This is a genomic window from Paenibacillus oleatilyticus, assembly GCF_018998565.1.
In the GTDB taxonomy this organism is placed as follows: domain Bacteria; phylum Bacillota; class Bacilli; order Paenibacillales; family NBRC-103111; genus Paenibacillus_G; species Paenibacillus_G oleatilyticus.
Map to the genome: position 1 here is coordinate 36948 of NZ_JAHNZO010000024.1, position 18500 is coordinate 55447.

Sequence of the window (18500 nt, forward strand, 5' to 3'; positions counted from 1 at the left end):
CTTCTCCAGTCGCGATCGGATTCTTGCTATACGATATCCACAATTATAAAGTTAAATTGTCAATAAAAACTCCATGGCTAATCGTTCTTTCTCCGCAATGTCGGCTAGAAGCTCGGATGCAAGTCTTAGCTCCTGTTGATTTCCGGTTCTTCCCGCATTATCAATCGATGCCGAAACACCGTTCCACATCGGCGCGATTTCCGTAAACAGAAAGTATGCCTGCTCTAATTTAGAATCACCGAACAAATCCACGCATTCTTTTAGAAAATCTCGATACAGGTTTCGAAATAAGGCGCCGCCGGTCCCCGCTCTTTCCATCAATAAAGCGGTCAAACACAGATCTTTCCCTAAATCCTTGCTTCTAGAAGGCCAATTCAGGATTTCATCGCTCATTTTTTTGATTCCTTTATTGCCCATATTGCGGATAGGCGGATTCAAATAGTCACGAGCATTGTTGATAAGGGATGATCGTATGGCGGGTGCAAGCGGCGGAAGGGTATCCGTTTGCTCGATCGTAAAGGAGCGATTCCTGGAGCTCATGGGCCCCTTTGCGTTTCTTGCCATAGTCAAACTCGACAATCGCGTTGTCACGAGTCCGCCTTGTTGGCTTGTGTCTGCCATATAGGCATATTCGTCATCCATGCCATATATCACCGCATAGTGGGCTGCAAAGTGTATTTTGTTCGTAAAGTAATCTAAATAATACGAATCTAATTTAAGCCCCACAGGAATTCCACGGTCTATGCAGCTTTGCACGTTCTGCCATGCTTTTGTAACAGACGAGGTTTCTTGCACCCTGATATTCAAATTGAGCCGGGATGCTATGCAAGCAGACAGTTCATCAGGCTTTACTCTACCCCCAATAAAAGGAAAGTCCATTCCCTTCGAATCCCAATAAATGAATCCCAAACCTTGCCCTATACCGAATAACATCGGCTCCGATAATCGAACACCTTGATGTTGAAGGAGATTGCCCATCGCTGTCGTCTCGCAGTGTTCTCCCTGAAAAAGAGCAAAACCTTCAATCAACATGGGCATGTCCCTCCAGTTCCCCTGTTAGTTCACTGATCAGATTTGCGACAAATGCCTTTTCAGTCTCGATGAGACTCATCGGGTGAAGGAAAAGAGCCCTAACGTGCAATGGCAATCGATAGCCGCCTTGCGATTCATATTTCTGACCTAAGTTCCTCAATGTCTCCTCTAGAAAGTTCTGCCGTTTCCGCAAAGCTTCCACGGCTTCATCTTCCCCTATAAAAGGGAGAGCCGCGAGTCCGAGATCGAAACGGTTATCCCGTTCCCGCGCAGAAGATAGGCTTACGATGATTTCATTCCTTAATGTTTCTATACCGGCTTCCATCATGACATACGTGGACGGCAAAGGTCCTTTGCCAGACTTATGGACGGAATCTTCGGATCGGATCAGTCGTTTGTCTTTCAGTTTCTGCAATCCGGCGTAAATAGAAGTCGTACCTATATTCGCCCATTCCCTGTAGCCTCTAAGCTCTATCAACTTATTGATTTGATACCCCGACGCTTGTTTGGATTCCGCAATAATTTGCAGCAACATAAATTCCACGTTGGAAAGACGATTCATTGGTTATCTCCTTTTTATATTCCATATGTGTAATATAACACTAGTGAAATATAAAATCAAGAAGAGCTACCCTAGCATGACGGTCGGACTCTTGTTCCCAAGCCAAAGACACCGCGCACGTTTGTGGATGGATATACTGGACGAGCTTTTCAACAGTAACCTGTCTCAATTGTTGAACCGTGGCTGGCTCTGGGCCTGCTGCAACTGCTTTCTCCGGCTTCTTGTTTGCAAGCTGTTTGCAAACAAGCCCAAAGAGGGCCGCAACAGTCCGCCTCACGGCAACCTGTCGCAGCCCTCCAACCCGCGTCCGACGCGGCCTCTCGGCTCTTACTCTTCTCCCGTCGCGATCGGATTCTCGCTATACGATATCCAATCGCTCCAGCTTCCGGGGTACAGCTTCACATTGTTCAGCCCCGCTTCGCTCAGCGCGAGCACATTCGGGCAGGCGGTCACACCGGAACCGCAATAGACGATGATCTCCTCCGCCTGACGAAGCCCTCCGAAACGATCGGCCAGCGCAGCTTCGCTCTTCCAAGCGCCGGTCTCGTCCAAGGCGTCCTTCCAAAAATACGACTTCGCGCCGGGAATATGTCCGGCAACTTTGTCGATCGGCTCCTCGATGCCGAGATAGCGCTTCGCTTCGCGGGAATCGATCAACGTCACGCCGGGCTTGCCCAGCCGTTCCTTGACCTGCTCGACGCTAACAGCCAAGTCTTCGCGCACGCGGGGCGTAAATACGGCCTCGCGCAGCAGCGGCGGCTCGTCGGTGACGGGATAGCCCGCTTCCTTCCACTTGCTGTAGCCTCCGTCCAAAAGATATACCTTCTCATGACCAAGGTAGGTGAGCAGCCACCACAAGCGCGAAGCCATCGCTCCGCCCTGATCGTCGTAAGCGACGACGGTGGAGCCGGCATGGATACCCGCTTGCCCCAGCTTCGCCGCAAGCTCCTGCACGTCAGGGAGCGGATGGCGGCCGCCATGCTCCGTGATCGGGCCCGACAGGTCGCGCTCCAGGTCAAAATACACCGCGCCGGGAATGTGATCGATGTCGTAGCTTTGCTTCCCCGATTCCGACTTCCCCAGCGTGAACCGGCAGTCTGCGATGACGATGTGATCGTCCGTACCATGTTCGAAGAGCCACGGTTGGCTTACAATATGCTTCAAACCAATCACTTCCTTAGATGGGATGAAATACGGTATAGTTATCAGTATACAACGGAAAAATGCCCGGCGGAAGCGCAATCGTCGGCGCAACAAGCAGGAGGAACAATGCCAATCGAAATGAAAAGCTTCCGTCTCGTTCCGATGCGGGAAGAGCACGGAAGCGACATCTGTACGTGGAAGTATCCGCCTCCCTACGATTTGTACCATTGGGACCCGTGGGAGCGAATGGTGGCACGCGGCGAAGAATTCGGCGATCCGCGCATCCGCGAGGCGCAGTACCGTGCCGTACTTGACGAATCCGGGGAGCTATGCGGCTTTGCGCAATTTTTCCCGATGGTCGGCGTCACGCGCCTCGGACTCGGACTGCGGCCGGACTTGTGCGGCCAAGGCAGCGGCACGGCGTTTGTTCGCGCCATCGTCAGCGAGGCCAAGCGCAGCTCACCGGGCAACGAAATCGATCTGGAAGTGCTGACATGGAATCAACGGGCCATCCGGACCTACGAGCGGGCAGGCTTTGTCATCACGGATACGTATGAACGCCCGACGCCGGAAGGGTCCGGCGAGTTTCACTGCATGGTATGGACAGGCACGATTAACGAAGGAGGATAAGACAATGGGAAATGACGTACGATCGAAGGCCGAGCTGCTGGACGAGTTTCGCGGGCTGCTAGCTTTTGCGGAGGAAATCCGCGGCGTGGACGAGCGGACATGGGACAAGCCTATCGCCCCAGGCAAGTGGACGATGAAGGAAGTGATCGGGCATCTGCTGCTGTGGGACCAGTATTTCTACGAATCGGCGGTCGGCAAAATCGCGGAAGGCAAGCCGCTGACGCTGAAGCATCTGGATTTTGACGCGTTTAACGCCCGGGCGGCGCAGTATGGGCGGGATCAATCCGGCGGCAAGCTCATGGAGGAGCTCGTATTATGGCGCAGCCGGCTTGTGGATACGCTGGAAGGGTTGCCCGAGACGGAGTTCCGCCGGTCGTTTCCGGACTTGGACGGCAAGCCGTTCGTTATCTCGGGGTACATCCCGGATTTCGTCTGGCATGACCGGCATCATATCGCGCAAATTCGCGAATTTTTGAGAGCATCGAGCTAAGAGTGGAGATCATCGAATGAAAAAAGATGCGCTGCTGCGGATCGCGGAAGTTTTGAACAGCAATGCCGTCGACTGGGGGCTTGGAGGTTCGTCCATGCTCTGGTTCCACGGACTCATCGACTGTCCCAACGACATCGATCTGCTCGTCGCGGAGCACGATGCGCTGCGGACGCATGAGCTGCTAAGCCGGCTCGGAACGTACGAAGAGCTGCAGCCGAAGGAGCCGTTCTGCACCAAATACTTTACCCATTACACCATATTCGGTACGGAAGTCGATGTCATGGGCTTGCTCGGCATCCGTCATGCGGAAGGCGTATACCGGCTGGATTGGCGCAGGGACGCAGACACGCGGGTCGAGCCGCTGGAGGGCGTCTTCGTCCCGCTGACGCCGCTGGAAGATTGGTTCGTGCTGTACCTGCTTATGCCCGGACGAGGCGGCAAAGCCGATCTCATCGAAGCCTGCCTGAAGCGGCAAGGCATTCGGCGGGACCGGCTGGAGGCCGCCTTACGGCAGCCCCTGCCGGCTGAAGTGCGCGCACGCGTGCTTGCAGCTATGACAGAGGCGGAAGGCTAAAGCAAGCGCTACGGCGTGCGATCGTCTGCGCTTCCGGCATAAGCCTCGTCATACCGGACGACGCTCGCGAAGTCGAGCTCGGTCAATCCGCCCGCATTCCACGACGTAAGACGGAGTGTCACCATCCGATAATCGATAGCAATCATCGGGTGATGGTTCATGGCCTCCGCGATGTCGGCGATCCGGTTCACAAACGCGATACTGCCCGTGAAGGAGGAGAAGCGGTATTTTTTCACCAGCCACTTCCCCTCTTCCACCGTCCAGCTCTCAAAACCGGACAGCCGCGCCTTTACTTCCTCCGCCGTCAGCTTGCTCCCCATGCCCTGCCGCCCCCCTTATACCAAGTGTATGACCCTTGTTAGCGCTTCCCCTTGATCGATGCGGATGACATGCCGCTTCGGGTCGTGCGTGACGGTACAGTCGCCGACGCTCATCTGCGCTTCCGTCCCGAGCCCGTAGAACAAATCGTCGGCCAGCGTCTTGATGCACTCCTTCCGCTCGCCTTCGTTCAATTCGCCCCAGTCCTCGGACGACATTTCCAGAAACTCGTGGCAGCGTTCAATTTCTTGCAGCGCATTCGTGAAATCGTCGATAATGTCGCGGTATTCCCTGCCGAATTTAATGCCCATCGTTCTCCGCCTTTCCCGTTGCCACCGACGTTTCCGCGTATCTGATTCGCCTTGTCCGTATGTTCCTGCTCTCCGAAGAGACGGCGGCACGCGGCCGGGCGGCCGGCAACGGCAATCAAGTTTTGGCAATCCTTTTGACTCATTGTACTCGGAAACCGGACTGCCCGCAACCGCAGCATAAAGCCGTATATGAGGAAAAAAAGTCGCATTTCGGCCTTGATCCGGCACGCATTCCGATGCAAAATCTGGTACACTATAAGGATAGACAAAAAGGGCGGTGGGCGAAACATGCTGAAGCTGCAGATTCCGAAAAATCGAATGAATGAACTGATCGGGCATCTGCGCGACAATTTCGACCCGGCCAGACTTGAGCGCGGATGGGCTTATTACCACAAGGGACAAGTGGCGGAGTTGGAGCTGAAGCATGGCGTGGAAGTGCATGCTTTGGTACGCGGTACGAAGCGCTACGAAGTGATTCTCGATCTGGACCAGTTCGGCAAAAGCGAATGCAGCTGCCCGGACGGGGACAACTGCAAGCATATGGCCGCCGTCGCTTTCGCTCTGTACGCGCCGTTTGGCCGTCCGGAGCTGCTGCTGCAGCAGCTCAAGCAGGCGATCGCCGTGCGTTCGCGGCAGCAGGCCAAGCAGACGGCGGTCTCCAAGGCGGCGGAGAAGCGGCAGGACCGGTTCGAGTCTCCGGCCCCGGATCAGACGCCGCCCCAGTGGCAGAAGTTTTTTGACCAGCAGTTTTACGGCTTCTCCCTCAACCAGCAGCAGTCGATCGAGCTGTTCTACAGTACAGTCAAGGAAAAGCTGCTGCCCTACGGCGAAGGCTGGGAGCAGCCGCTGCGGGGGCTGTACTCGCTTCATGTGCTGTTCTTCGTGATGCGGAAAATCGAACAATTTTATCAGGAGACGAAAACGTCCTACCTTTCTTACTATATCGAAACGGGCTGCCGGACGGTCGGCCGCCAATGTCTGGAGGAGCTGCTGCGGCTGGCGCCCCGGCTCGATGTCGCCCTTCTGGCGGAAAAAGCTTCGGCTCCCTGGAAGGAGACGCTCGGTCTGCTGGCGGAGGCGGCGCTGTCGGGAAAGGAATCGCCTTTGTCGTGGTCTACCGTATACCGCAGCGTCTGGTGGCGGATGACAAGCTATCCTGCATGGATGGCGGAGGAACGCGCCCGGCTGCGGCTCATGCTGGAATCGCCCGAGCTGATGCCGAGGCGGCGGGATGCGCTGCTGCTGGCGGAGGCGCATTTTGACGTGATCGAAGGCGACGACGACGCGGCGCGGGAGAAGCTCGAAGCGCTGTCCAAGCGGGAAGCGCGGGACTACTTCCTCTATCTGCACCGCTGCTACGAGGAAGAAGCGTGGGACCGGATGCTGGCCTGGCTTCGCTGGCTGCTGCCGGTCGTGCAGCGGGCCCAGCAGGAGGAGCTGCGGCAGTTTTGCCAATATTGGATGGAGGCGGTGCAGCAGCAGACCGACGACGGCGAGTGGGTGTCGGTCATGATCGCCCTGCTGCCGCGGACGTACCATTTCTATACGGCTTACTTGATGAAGGCGCAGCGCTATAAGGCTTGGATCGACTTGCAGCTCTCGAACCGCGTCTCGCCACTGGATTTGTACTCACTCGATTTGCAAACGGTCGAAAAGCACGACCCGTCGCTGATGCTGCCTCTGTTTCACCAGGCGGTAGAGCGTTGCATCGCAGAGAAAAACCGGACGGCCTACAAAAACGCTGTGCGCTTGCTTAAAAAGCTGAGCACCCTATACAAAAAATTGAACCGGTCGAACGACTGGGAAGATTTCATTTACCGGCTGGCGATGAAATATTCGCGCCTGCGCGCGCTGCAGGAAGAGCTGAGGAAAGGAAAATGGATTCCATGACCGATACGGGCCTCACCCACGTCCATGTGCGCTGGGCGCCGCAGGGCGGCTTCTTCCTGTGGGGCGCCCGCTATAACGGCGGCGTCTGCGACGCTTACGATTTGCGGGACTGGCTGTTCGCTTGGCACGAGCCCTCCTTCTACGGAACGTTCATCGAAGTCGTCGAGTCGCAGAACGTCGAAGGATTGCTGCTGCCTGTGCTGGAAGCGCTTGACTATTTTGCGGCGCCGGGCGTCGTCCGGCACCAGCGGCTTGCTTTCGCCCGCGAGCTGAAGGAGCTGACGCAGCTTGCGCCCTATGTCAAGGAAGCGCTGACGCACGGCCGCTTCATGCCGGATTTCGCCAAGTGGAAGGCCGGAGAGCTCGGCTGGAAGCTGCAGCTGCCCGAGGCGGCAGCTGCCTGGTCCGCCTCGCCGGTCGCGCAGCATTGGCTGGACCTGCTTATCCCGGCGTGGATTCAGGAGGACGGCGTCATGCGCCAGAGCCTGGAGCAGCTGGAGCGCTCGTTTCCGCTGCTGGGACGAGGGGGCGGCCAGGCAGCCGAGCTGTGGATGGACGAGGAGGACTGGCTCATCTCCATCGGCTGGCAGTCCGACGGCACGCCGTTCCGCACGTGCCTGAAGCTCGAAGAGCCGACGGAGTCCGGCAGCGCCTGGCCGCTTCGCGTCGTGCTGCAGGACCGCAGCGACAAGGATGTGCAGCACGAGGTGGCCCCGTCCGCCGTCGCCGGTTGGGCCGCGGCGGAGCCGGAGGCCGGAGGGACGGCCGCGGACGAGGCCGTGAGCGATGCGGCGGGCGGCGATGCGGCGGGCGGCGTTGCGCCGCCTGAAGCGGAAGCGCCCGCGGATAGCGCCGCGGACCGCGAAGCCATGGCGGCCGCCGCGGCTGAGGCGCTCCCCGCCGAGTGGCGCGCGCATCTCGGCCGCGCCGCGCGCGATGCGGCGAAATGGCGGCGCATGCTGCCATGGCTGGCCGAGGGCGAAGCCGGGTTGCGCAGCACGCTGACGCCGGACGAGGCGTGGGAGCTGCTGGCCAAAGGCAGCCTGCGCCTGATGGAAGCGGGCTATTCGGTCATCCTGCCCGCTTGGTGGGAACGCATCCGCAGATGGCGTCCGCGCCTCAAAGCGAAGATCAAATCGTCGGTCGGCTCCGGCCCGCAGTCGATGTTCGGCTTGAATCAGCTCATGCAGTTCGATTGGAAAATCGCACTGGGCGACGTCGAGCTGACCGAAGCCGAATTCCGCGAGCTGCTGGAACAGAACCGGCGGCTCGTGCAAATCCGCGGGCAGTGGGTCCAGCTTGACCCGGTTCATCTCGCCCAGCTCCAGCGCGTCATGCATCAGGTCGAGAAGAAGCAGGGGCTGTCGTTCCGGGACGTGCTGGAGCTTCACCTGCTCGGCTCCAGCGAAGGCGAAGAGGACAAAGACTTCCACCGTACGATCAATATGGAAGTCGAGCTTGACGAGCAGCTTCAAGAGCTTGTCGATCTGCTGAATCACGCGAAGCGCCCTCCGCTGCTGGAGCCGCCGGACAGCTTCCGCGGCAAGCTGCGTCCGTATCAGGTGGAAGGCATCTCGTGGCTCGTATTCTTGCGCGAGTGCGGCCTCGGCGGCTGTCTGGCCGACGACATGGGGCTCGGCAAGACGATCCAGATGATCACGTATTTGCTGCATCTCCGGGAGCAGCGGGTGGTCGCCGATACCCAAGCGGCCGACATGCCGCAGACTGGTGAAAAAGCCCCTTCCCTGCTGATCTGTCCGACATCCGTGCTGGGCAATTGGCAGAAGGAGCTGCAGCGCTTCGCACCGGACCTGCGCGTGCATCTGCATTACGGACCGGCCCGTGCCAAAGGAAACAGCTTCGCCGAGAGCTGCGGCGAGAGCGATCTTGTGCTCACAACGTACACGCTGTCGCATCTGGACGAGACGGAGCTTGGCTCCGTTTCGTGGGAATCGATCTGCCTCGACGAAGCGCAGAACATTAAGAACGCCTACACGAAGCAGGCGCAATCGATCCGCAAGCTCGCCGGACGGCACCGGATCGCCCTGACCGGGACCCCGATCGAGAATCGGCTGACCGAGCTGTGGTCGATCTTCGATTTTCTCAACCCGGGCTATCTCGGCACGCTGCGCGATTTCACCCAGCGGTACGTCGGTGCCATCGAGCGCACGCAGGACAAGGAGCTCATCGCCAAAGTGCAGCGGCTGATCCGGCCCTTCCTGCTGCGGCGCGTCAAGAAGGACCCGTCCATTCAGCTCGATCTGCCGGAAAAGTACGAGTACAAAACGTACGTCTCGCTCACGGCCGAGCAAGCGACGCTGTACGAGAACTATATTCAAGACATGTTCGAGCGGATCGACAAGCTGTCGGCCATGGAGCGCCGCGGGATGATTCTCGCCGCGCTGACGAAGCTGAAGCAGATCTGCAACCATCCGGCGCTGCTCGCCAAGGATGCCGTCCGGGCGCCGTGGCGAGAACGGTCGAACAAGGTCGAACGGCTGCTGGAAATGGTGCAGGAGCTGCGGCAGGAAGGCGACAAGTGCCTCATTTTCACCCAATTCGTGGAGACGGGGCATCTGCTGCAGCGGGTGCTGGAAGAAGAGTTCGGAGGCAAGGTGCCCTTTCTTCACGGAGGCAGCTCCAAAGTGGAGCGGGACCGCATGATCGAAACGTTCCAAGGCGAAGCGCCGCCGGAAGAGAACGATTCGGGCATTTTCCTGCTGTCGCTCAAAGCCGGCGGCACCGGACTTAATCTGACCGCGGCGAATCACGTGTTCCATTTCGACCGCTGGTGGAATCCCGCCGTGGAGAACCAAGCGACGGACCGCGCTTTCCGGATCGGCCAGACGCGCCATGTGCAGGTGCACAAATTCGTCACGCTGGGCACGCTGGAGGAACGCATCGACGAGATGATCGACAAGAAGCTCGGACTGAGCCAGCAAATCGTCGGCACCGGCGAGCAGTGGATCACCGAGCTGTCGACGGACGACTTGAAAGAATTGTTCTCCCTGCGCAGCGAATGGGTGGAGCGCGACTGAGCCGCTCCGCCATTCGCCGGCAGGAAACGCAGGCCTGCGGTAAGCCCCCCTCCCCTTTTCCCCTTCCCTTCCTTACCCCAAAAACAATAGGAATCCAAAGCTTCCCAACATCCTTCAACTCATGTCGTCATAAGCCGCTCTTTTCGGCAAAGCAGCGATATTTTTTTGCGTACCGGCTCGAAAAGCACCGTTCGTCATAGAGGATTTACCCGGCTTTTGTCGAACTAGGAACGTACAAAAAAAGAATGTCTATATACCGAGAAGGTGGCTCTGCCATGAATATGACTCGATCGAAAATTTCATTGGGTTACGTGATCGTCGTGATTTCCCTGCTCGTGATGATCAGCGTCTCCAGCTTTATCGCATCCTCCAGTACGGAGCAGGAACTGAAGAGCGTCGTTAACGAAGTGATTCCGCTCAACAATCTGGCCGAAAGCTTGCTGATCGACCTGATCAATATGGAATCCGGGCTTCGGGGCTACGAAGTAACGCAAGATGAAAAATACCTGGAGCCCTACGACTTCGGCAAAGCCCAACTGCAGGACGACTTGCTTGCCATGGCTGCGTTTCAGAAAAAACACCCCGGCCTGCGCAGCGTCATGGAAGGCGATGCCATCCCGCAAATTCAGCGGATGCAAGAGCATTACGCCAGCCAAATCGAGCTGATCCGCGACGGGAAGCTGCCGGATGCAATTAAGCGGGTATCTATGGGCAAAAACCAGATGGACCGCTTTCGCCAAATTCATACGAAGCTGACTGCCGAGATCGAGCTCATTGCATCGGAAGCGTATTCATCGGCTCAAACCGCAGAGAAACGGGCGCGCATCATCGTTTTCATCGGAGGCGGAATCGCCATTATCGTCGGCCTGTTCTCGTTCTTCATCTTCAACCGGGCCAATCAGGCGGAAGCCAAGCTGCGCAAAAGTGAAGAAACGTACCGGTTCATGGCGGAAAGTCTGGAAGTGCAGAACGAAGAGATTGTTGCCCAGCAGGAGGAGCAGGAAGCGACGCTGGAGAAGCTGTCGCAGCGCGAGCTGGAGCTGGAGGCCATCAGCAGCTATCAAGAAAAGCTGACCGGCTCGACGGACATGGCCGACTTTTTGAACGCTGCCCTCCCGGCGCTGCTGGAGTCGCTGCACCTTGACGCAGCTCTGCTTGTCTTGAAAACGCCGGACGGTGACGGGACGGAAGCGGCTTATCAGGTCGCCTATGCCATCGGCTATCCGTCGACGCTGTCCACGATGCTGGAAAGCGAGCTCTTCGGCACGGCGCGGCGCGTCCTGAAGGAGAAAATGCCGCTGGAGTGCGTGCGTCAAGCCAGCGCCCAGGAAGGCGGCTTCCATCAAGGCATCACCCACGCGATAGACCGCTATTATCCGCTGTTCAACGATGAGCATGAAGCGACCGGCTTCCTGCTGCTGACCGGCTATCTCACTTCGCCGGACGAGCAAAAAACGCGGCTGGCCAAAGGCCTCATCCGCCAGTTCGGACTTGCCTTCCTGGCGCAGCAGATGAACGAGGAGCGCCGCCGCCAAGCCGCCCGCCTGGAGGCGCTCTACGAGCAGCTTCAACAGGAAAAGGCGGCGATGGAGGAGCAGCGCGACCTGATCACCAACATCCTCGAATCGACACACGAGGGCATGATGATGTGCGATGCTTCCGGGAAGCTGATGTTTTTCAATCATCGCATGAACGATTTCCTCCGGCTTAGCGGACGCGCCGGCGAATCGATCACCGAGATCAGTCAGGAGCTGCTCGATCGCTCGCCGAGCTTTGCCCGCGTTTCCCAATCGATTCGCGGTCTGCTGCGCGGCGACTTGAACAAGCTGACGGAACGCTTCTCCATCACCGACGGGGAGGAACAGCAAAGATATGTGGAGCTGTACGCCATCCGAATGATGGTCGAACGCCATGACGAGGAGCTCGGCTTCCTGTTCGTGTTCCGCGACCGGACCGAGGAAGAGAAAGTCGACGAGATGAAAAACGAATTCATCAGCATCGTTTCGCACGAGCTGCGGACGCCGCTGGCGAGCGTTCTCGGATTTATCGAGATTTTGCTCAACCGCCAGCTTACGCCGGAGAAGCAGCAGCGGTACCTGCAAACCGTCTATAAAGAGGCGACCCGCCTTTCGACGCTGATCAACGACTTTTTGGATCTGCAGCGGATGGAATCCGGCAAGCAAATTTATCATTTTGCCCCGGTGGAGCTGGGAGGATTGCTGCAGGAGGTGGTCGAGCAATGGCGAGGCAAGCAAAGCCACGACATTTCGCTGCATCTGCCGCAGCATGAAGTGTGGGTGCGCGGCGATGCGGACCGGCTGATGCAGGTCGCGCACAATCTGCTCAGCAACGCGATCAAATATTCGCCTCAGGCGGACCGCGTCGATCTGACGCTCCGGCAGGACGGCCAAGCCGTACAATTTCTGGTTCAGGATTACGGCCTCGGCATCCCGGAGGAAGCCAAGGATAAGCTATTCTCCAAATTTTACCGCGTCGACAATTCCGACCGCAGGCAGATCGGCGGAACAGGCCTTGGGCTGTCTATCGTGCGGGAAATCGTCGAAGGCCATGAGGGCACGATTGCGTTCGAATCGGAGATGGGGTCAGGATCGACCTTCACCGTGACGCTCCAAGCTTACCGGGTCGGTATGGCAGACAACAGCATCATGATTTTGGAGGATGACGATAATTTGGCGAAGCTGATTCAAGTCGCGCTCGCCAAGCTGCATATACCGACGATGCACGTGCGCTCGGCCGAGGAAGGCATTCTGGCCCTACACCGGATCGAAGAGGGCGGTCCGAGACTGTGTATCGTGGACATTCATTTGGAAGGAACGAAGAACGGCTGGGATTTCATCGGCGAGCTGTATCGCCATCCGAAATTTTATCGGACCCCGGTTATCGTATCCACGGCTCTGGAGCCTCCGCAAGATTATCACGAGAAAGACATCGAGAAGTTTTTGCGCAAGCCGTTCTCGATGGATAAGCTGCTGCAGGTGGCCGAGCAGCTGCTGAGCAACACCGATCGGCATCCGTCGTACATTTTCCCGGCACAGGATGAAAATTTCTTGACCAACACGCTCGCCAAAAACGGCATCGAAGTCGAAGAGATCACCCGAAAGTCCGATCTGATCGAGATCGAGCCGAAGATGCGCCGGCCTTCCGGCGACGAAGGCTCCCGGGCGGGATAGCCCCAGCCCCAATTCGATGAAGAAGCGGCAAGACCCCCATTCGGCGCTCCGTCAACACGGTGCCCGGATGGGGGTCTTTTTAGATTAAGCTGAAGAGGCATGGGCCTGTCTCGGAGGTTGTTAGCGGAACTAATCCTGCCTTATCTCGTCCAAAATTCGCGTTCCTCTACAAATAACGAACCTATAGTGCGCTAATGGCCCGATTTTTGGGGGAAACAAACATTTTTCGACAAACTTAAATCACTCTGGTTCCTCTATAGCAAATAAGGGCAAAATTAAATTCGACAAGTATTCTCCGTTCCTGCATTAAGCCCGCACCCCAAGGTGCCACAAAAATGCCCGGAACCGCTCCATTCCTTGCTCGCTGCGCTTGTACACGCCCGCGTCGCGCAGCACGTCCGCGAACTTGCGGCCCGTCTCCGTTTGCAGCGCCTGCCTCGCTTCCTCCTCCGGCATCGCCGTACCGTAACGCCCGACAAGCTCCTCCAGCCACTCGGCGTGCTTGTGCAGCGGATGCGACGGATCGCCCGTAATCTTCCCGTCCAGCTTCTCTTCTCCGGTCAGCAGCCTGGACGCCAGCTCCAGCTCGTCCTTGAGACGACCCGGCAGCACGGCGAGCCCCATCACCTCGATCAAGCCGATATTCTCTTTCTTGATGTGGTGAAGCTCCTTATGCGGGTGAAAAATGCCGTCGGGATGCTCCTCGCTGGTCCGGTTGTTGCGCAGCACCAGATCGAGCTCGTATTCCCCGCTCGCATTGTTGCGGGCAATGGGGGTGATCGTGTTATGCGGCACCTTGACGCCCGCCTGCTCCGTAAACGCGAAGATATCTTGCGACGGGTCGCTGTAAGACTTCCACGCGTCCAGAATCGCCGTGGCGAACTTCAACAGCTGATCGCGGTTGTGGGCGGCGATGCGGATGACCGACATCGGCCATTTGACGATACCGATCTTCACGCCGGGATAATCCGGATGACTGAAGCTCTCCTCGACGCCCGCCTTTTCCATCGGGAACTTGTGCCGTCCGCCTTGAAAATGATCGTGGTTCAGGATCGAGCCGCCGACGATCGGCAGGTCGGCATTCGAGCCGACGAAATAATGCGGGAAGCGCTCCACGAAATCGAGCAGGCGCTCGAACGTCTCCTTCGACGTCTTCATTGGCCGGTGCTCCCGGTCGAAAATGATGCTGTGCTCGTTGTAATATACGTAAGGCGAGTACTGAAAATACCACGTTTCCCCGGCCAACTCAACCGGAATGACCCGCAGGTTCTGCCGCGCCGGATGATTGAGCCTGCCGGCATAGCCCACGTTTTCGATGCACAGCAGGCATTTGGGGTAATGGCTCTGCGGTGCGTTTCGAAGCATCGCGATTTCTTTCGGGTCTTTCTCCGGCTTGGACAGGTTTACGGTAATTTCGATATCGCCGTATTCCGTCGGCGCAAGCCAATACATGTTTTTGCCGATCCGGTCCATCCGGATGTAGTTCGAATCGATGCACAGCTTGTAGAAAGCATCCGTCGCCGCTTCGACGCCTGCGGACTTCGCGGTCGTCCAGAACCGTTGCACAAGCTCGGATGCCCGAGGCATGAGCTGGCCCATCAAGCGGGCATCCAGCAGATCACGCACTGTCGTGTTATTTTCTTCAAGCAGGCCCAATTCGGCCGCGTAATCGAGCAGCGGCTCCAGCAGCTCCACTGCGCTGTCAGCCACCGGCTCGCTCAGCTCGCCCTCGTATGGCTCACCGATTCGCAACAGATCGAGCAGCCCGTTGCGGGCCGCATACATATCCAACGGCTCCAGCAGTCCGCGCTTCAGGCCGAATTGCAGCAGCCGTTCGACCCGATAGGCCGCCTTCCGGTCGGGGGAGCCGAATTCCGTTTCCATCTGTCTTTGTTCCATTGTTCTCCACTCCTTCGGATCGGCCGGCCTTCGGCCCGAACGCCTGCACCCGTGATTTTACTTGCCGTAGCCGTCCGAATTTGCTTGATGCCAAGCCCATGCGGAGGCGATGATTTGCTTCAGGCTGTCCCGCTTCGGCTGCCAGCCGAGCTCCGTTCTGCCGCGCTCCGAGGAGGCGACAAGCACCGCCGGGTCTCCGGCTCTGCGGGCTTCGACGACCGCCGGAATCGCATGTCCCGTCACTTCGCGCGCGATGTCGATTACTTCTTTGACGGAGAAGCCTTTGCCGTTACCGAGATTGTACACGCTGCTATCCCCGCCGGCGCGAAGCTTTTCCACCGCCAGGATGTGGGCGTCCGCAAGGTCCGTCACATGGATGTAGTCGCGGATGCATGTGCCGTCCGGCGTCGCATAATCGTCGCCGAAAATCGAGATATGCGCACGCTTGCCGAGCGCTACCTGCAGAATGATCGGCACGAGATGGGTCTCCGGCGAATGGTCTTCGCCGATCCGGCCGCTTTCGTGCGCGCCGGCTGCGTTAAAATAGCGCAGCGAGACGTATTTGATGCCGTGTGCGGTATCGAACCAGCGCATCATCTTCTCCATGGCCAGCTTCGTTTCGCCGTAAGCGTTCGTCGGCAGCGTCCGGTCCGTTTCCAGAATCGGAACGTTCTCGGGCTCGCCGTACGTCGCCGCCGTGGACGAGAATACGATTTTTTTGACGCCGTATTCGTTCATTTTCTCCAGCAGGCAGAGCGTCCCGTAAACGTTGTTATGATAATATTTGCCGGGCAGTTGCATGCTTTCGCCGACGAGCGAGCTCGCTGCGAAATGAATAACGGCATCGATGTCGTTTTCGCGGAATACCGTGTCTAAAAAGTCCGCATCGCGAATGTCCCCGACGTACAGCTTGCCGCCAAGCACCGCTTCCCGGTGTCCCTGCTGCAAATTGTCGACGACAACGACCTCTTCGCCTTTTGCCAGTAGCTCCGCTACCGTATGCGAGCCGATATAGCCCGCGCCTCCGGTTACCATAATGGCCATAGTCCAGCCTCTCCTTCCGTCAATCCGAATGTATTTATGGGTTCCGTCCGTTCATCGCCGGACGATCATACTTATAGCTGCAGTTCCTGCACGCCATTCCCAATGTCGCACACATAGAAGTCCGCGGTCAAGCCGGTCTTCTCCTTATATACGCGGCCCACTTCGCCGACAAACCGCTCCACGCTGTCTTGATGCACCAACGATACCGTGCAGCCGCCGAAGCCGGCGCCCGTCATCCGCGAGCCAAGCACGCCGGGAACGGCGAGCGCCGCTTCCACCATCGTATCCAGCTCGACGCCGGTCACCTCGTACAAGTCGCGCAGCGAGTTATGCGAGCCGATCATCAGCTGCCCGAACGCTGCCAAGTCTCCCCGTTCCAGCACCTCGATGGACTGAAGCACCCGGTCGATCTCCTCGACGACGTGCTGCGCCCGCTTGCGCACCGTTTCGTCCGGGATCAGATGCTGCGCGCTCCGGTATTGCTCCAGCGACAGCTGACCGAGCAGCGTCAGGTCGGGATATTCGGCAGCCAAATGCTTCACCGCCTGCTCGCACTGCGAACGGCGCTCGTTGTAGGCCGAATCGACGAGCCCGCGCTTTTTGTTCGTGTTGCCGATCACCAGCTTGTATTCACCGCTGACGAACGGCACGTGCTTATATTCCAGCGTATCGCACATGAGCAAAATCGCGTGCTCCTTCTTGCCCATCGCGACCGCAAATTGATCCATGATGCCGCACTGCACGCCGATGAACTCGTTCTCGGCCTTTTGCGACAGCAGCGCGATCCCCACCTTGTCCGTCGGCTGCCCTTCCATCGTGAGCAGGCCGTAGGCCGTCACCACTTCAATAGAAGCCGAAGAGGAAAGACCGGAGCCGTTCGGAATCGCCCCGCTGTACAAAATATCGTAACCGCCGACGGATAGCCCCCGCTTTTGCAGTTCGCGGATAATGCCCTTCGGATAATTGATCCAACCGTCTTCAGCGCGGAATTCGACCTGCTGAATGGAAATATGCTTGCGCAGCGGAAAGTTGGTGGAAGCGAAGCCCACCTGATCGTCCTCCCGCTTCCGGATCAGCATCGTCGTGCCGAACGTCAGAGCGGCCGGGAATACGTAGCCCCCGTTGTAGTCGGTATGTTCCCCGATCAGATTGACGCGCCCCGGCGCATGAAACGCCCGGATAGGATTGGAGCTATCTCCTCCGTACAGCTCGACAAACTGCTCCTGCAATGCTTTGACTTCCGTCATGACGGTTCACCTCGTTATGGATTTAAGAAGACACGTTCGATATAGCGAATTTCATTAGTAAGCTTTTGCTTCAAGTATAGCCCGGACAACCGGTTTTCACTATGGAACGATGTCAGGACGACATGGAAAAATGTTAGATCATGAACGCGCAGACATTCCCGGTTATGCTATACTGAACGTATCCGGGGCAATGCCCCAAAAGGAGGCGAGTCGCGCCTTGTCCGGGCCCGTCAAACGTCCCGATACCTACTTTGTCGTATCCAACCCGTACCCCGCGCCGGAAGATAGCCCATTGACCGTCCTGTTCGCCGGCCACAGCCAGACGAAGCCGGGTCATAAGCCCGGTCCGAAGGTGGTCGATTATTATTTGCTGCACCATGTGCTGTCCGGCAAGGGCACCTACGTCTGCCAAGGACAGACCTACGAGCTCGGCGCAGGAGACAGCTTCCTGATCGAGCCGGGCAAGCTGGTCAATTACATGGCCGATACGCTTGATCCATGGCACTACCGCTGGGTCGCCTTCGAAGGACGGCTCGCGGAGCGGTTACTGCAGGATACGGGGCTGAGCTCGCAGCAGCCGGTCGTGCATACCGGACGAAAGCGCTCGATCGGCGTCCTGTTCCGCCAAGTGCAGCTGGCGTTCCAACACCGCGGTGCAGGCGCCAATCTGAAAGCGAACGGCTGCCTGCACCTGCTGTTCGCCGAGTTTGCGGAAGCGCTTCGCCCGCTTCGCTCCGACGAGCCGGAGCAGGCGGCTGCCGCCGGGCAAACGGTGCAGCGGGCGCTGCAATATTTATCCAAGCAGTACGCAGAGCCGATCACGATCGAGCTGATGGCCGAGTCGCTAGGCTACAACCGCGCTTATCTCTCGACGCTGTTCAAGCGGCAGACCGGGCTGACGCCCGTGACGTTCCTGCTCCGGCTCCGGCTAGACAAAGCGCGCCATCTGCTGCGGGAGCGCCCTGAGCTGACCGTGGAACAGATTGCGTCTTCGGTCGGCTTCCAGGACCCGCTGTACTTTTCGAAGCAGTTCAAGCGGCATTACCAGCTCTCGCCGACCGATTACCGCAGCTCGCTGCTGCATCCCCCGGGCTCCGGCGATTAAGCTTCGCTCAGGCGATTCGCAGCGGT

Annotated in this window: 15 protein-coding genes; 7 read left to right on the top strand and 8 right to left on the bottom strand. The window is 58.1% G+C overall.

Features of this window, described 5'->3' with window-relative positions; translation table 11 throughout:
* Positions 1–51 precede the first annotated feature (51 nt).
* The 3 genes from KQX66_RS25830 to KQX66_RS25840 all read right to left on the bottom strand — a co-directional run bounded on the left by KQX66_RS25830 (position 52) and on the right by KQX66_RS25840 (position 2758).
* A complete protein-coding gene (locus KQX66_RS25830; protein WP_216795667.1) occupies positions 52–1038 on the bottom strand; it encodes a BtrH N-terminal domain-containing protein in 987 nt (328 codons plus the stop codon).
* A complete protein-coding gene (locus KQX66_RS25835) occupies positions 1022–1594 on the bottom strand; it encodes a helix-turn-helix transcriptional regulator (protein WP_216795668.1) in 573 nt (190 codons plus the stop codon). Before KQX66_RS25835 ends, KQX66_RS25830 begins: the two co-directional genes overlap by 17 nt.
* Before the next feature lie 327 nt (positions 1595–1921).
* Entirely contained in the window at positions 1922–2758 is an 837-nt protein-coding gene (locus tag KQX66_RS25840) for a sulfurtransferase (protein WP_216795669.1), read from the bottom strand.
* Positions 2759–2863: 105 nt separating this feature from the next.
* Between KQX66_RS25840 and KQX66_RS25845 the strand changes: the two genes are divergently transcribed.
* Genes KQX66_RS25845 through KQX66_RS25855 form a run of 3 tightly spaced genes read left to right on the top strand, consistent with a single transcriptional unit; the run spans position 2864 to position 4431 of the window.
* On the top strand, positions 2864–3367 hold the full coding sequence (locus KQX66_RS25845; protein WP_216795670.1) for a GNAT family N-acetyltransferase: 504 nt from the start codon (positions 2864–2866) through the stop codon (positions 3365–3367).
* Positions 3368–3371: 4 nt separating this feature from the next.
* Positions 3372–3857, top strand: coding sequence for a DinB family protein (locus tag KQX66_RS25850; RefSeq protein WP_216795671.1), 486 nt, complete (start codon positions 3372–3374; stop codon positions 3855–3857).
* Positions 3858–3873: 16 nt separating this feature from the next.
* On the top strand, positions 3874–4431 hold the full coding sequence (locus KQX66_RS25855) for a nucleotidyltransferase family protein (protein WP_216795672.1): 558 nt from the start codon (positions 3874–3876) through the stop codon (positions 4429–4431).
* A gap of 8 nt (positions 4432–4439) precedes the next feature.
* Here the strand turns inward: KQX66_RS25855 and KQX66_RS25860 are convergent, their stop codons facing one another.
* Both KQX66_RS25860 and KQX66_RS25865 read right to left on the bottom strand, forming a co-directional pair.
* Entirely contained in the window at positions 4440–4751 is a 312-nt protein-coding gene (locus tag KQX66_RS25860) for a 4a-hydroxytetrahydrobiopterin dehydratase (protein WP_216795673.1), read from the bottom strand.
* Positions 4752–4766: 15 nt separating this feature from the next.
* Positions 4767–5060, bottom strand: coding sequence for a hypothetical protein (locus KQX66_RS25865; RefSeq protein WP_216795674.1), 294 nt, complete (start codon positions 5058–5060; stop codon positions 4767–4769).
* A gap of 288 nt (positions 5061–5348) precedes the next feature.
* Here KQX66_RS25865 and KQX66_RS25870 point away from each other — a divergent pair, with 288 nt between their 5' ends.
* The 3 genes from KQX66_RS25870 to KQX66_RS25880 all read left to right on the top strand — a co-directional run bounded on the left by KQX66_RS25870 (position 5349) and on the right by KQX66_RS25880 (position 13179).
* Positions 5349–6950, top strand: a complete 1602-nt coding sequence (locus KQX66_RS25870) for an SWIM zinc finger family protein (RefSeq protein WP_216795675.1) — start codon at positions 5349–5351, stop codon at positions 6948–6950.
* A complete protein-coding gene (locus KQX66_RS25875; RefSeq protein ID WP_216795676.1) occupies positions 6938–9988 on the top strand; it encodes a DEAD/DEAH box helicase in 3051 nt (1016 codons plus the stop codon). Before KQX66_RS25870 ends, KQX66_RS25875 begins: the two co-directional genes overlap by 13 nt.
* Positions 9989–10263: 275 nt before the next feature.
* Positions 10264–13179: an ATP-binding protein gene (locus KQX66_RS25880; protein WP_216795677.1), complete on the top strand. Its 2916-nt coding sequence runs from the start codon at positions 10264–10266 to the stop codon at positions 13177–13179.
* A gap of 306 nt (positions 13180–13485) precedes the next feature.
* Here KQX66_RS25880 and KQX66_RS25885 read toward each other — a convergent pair whose 3' ends face one another.
* The 3 genes from KQX66_RS25885 to KQX66_RS25895 form a co-directional block, all read right to left on the bottom strand.
* The gene (locus tag KQX66_RS25885) at positions 13486–15078 is read right to left on the bottom strand and encodes a UDP-glucose--hexose-1-phosphate uridylyltransferase (RefSeq protein WP_216795678.1); all 1593 of its coding nucleotides are present in this window, start codon (positions 15076–15078) and stop codon (positions 13486–13488) included.
* 57 nt (positions 15079–15135) lie between these two features.
* On the bottom strand, positions 15136–16122 hold the full coding sequence (gene galE / locus KQX66_RS25890) for a UDP-glucose 4-epimerase GalE (RefSeq protein WP_216795679.1): 987 nt from the start codon (positions 16120–16122) through the stop codon (positions 15136–15138).
* 71 nt (positions 16123–16193) lie between these two features.
* On the bottom strand, positions 16194–17369 hold the full coding sequence (locus tag KQX66_RS25895; RefSeq protein ID WP_216795680.1) for a galactokinase: 1176 nt from the start codon (positions 17367–17369) through the stop codon (positions 16194–16196).
* Positions 17370–17559: 190 nt separating this feature from the next.
* Between KQX66_RS25895 and KQX66_RS25900 the strand changes: the two genes are divergently transcribed.
* Positions 17560–18474 carry an AraC family transcriptional regulator gene (locus tag KQX66_RS25900; protein WP_216795738.1) on the top strand — a complete coding sequence of 305 codons (915 nt, stop codon included), beginning with the start codon at positions 17560–17562 and terminating at the stop codon, positions 18472–18474.
* Positions 18475–18500 lie beyond the last annotated feature (26 nt).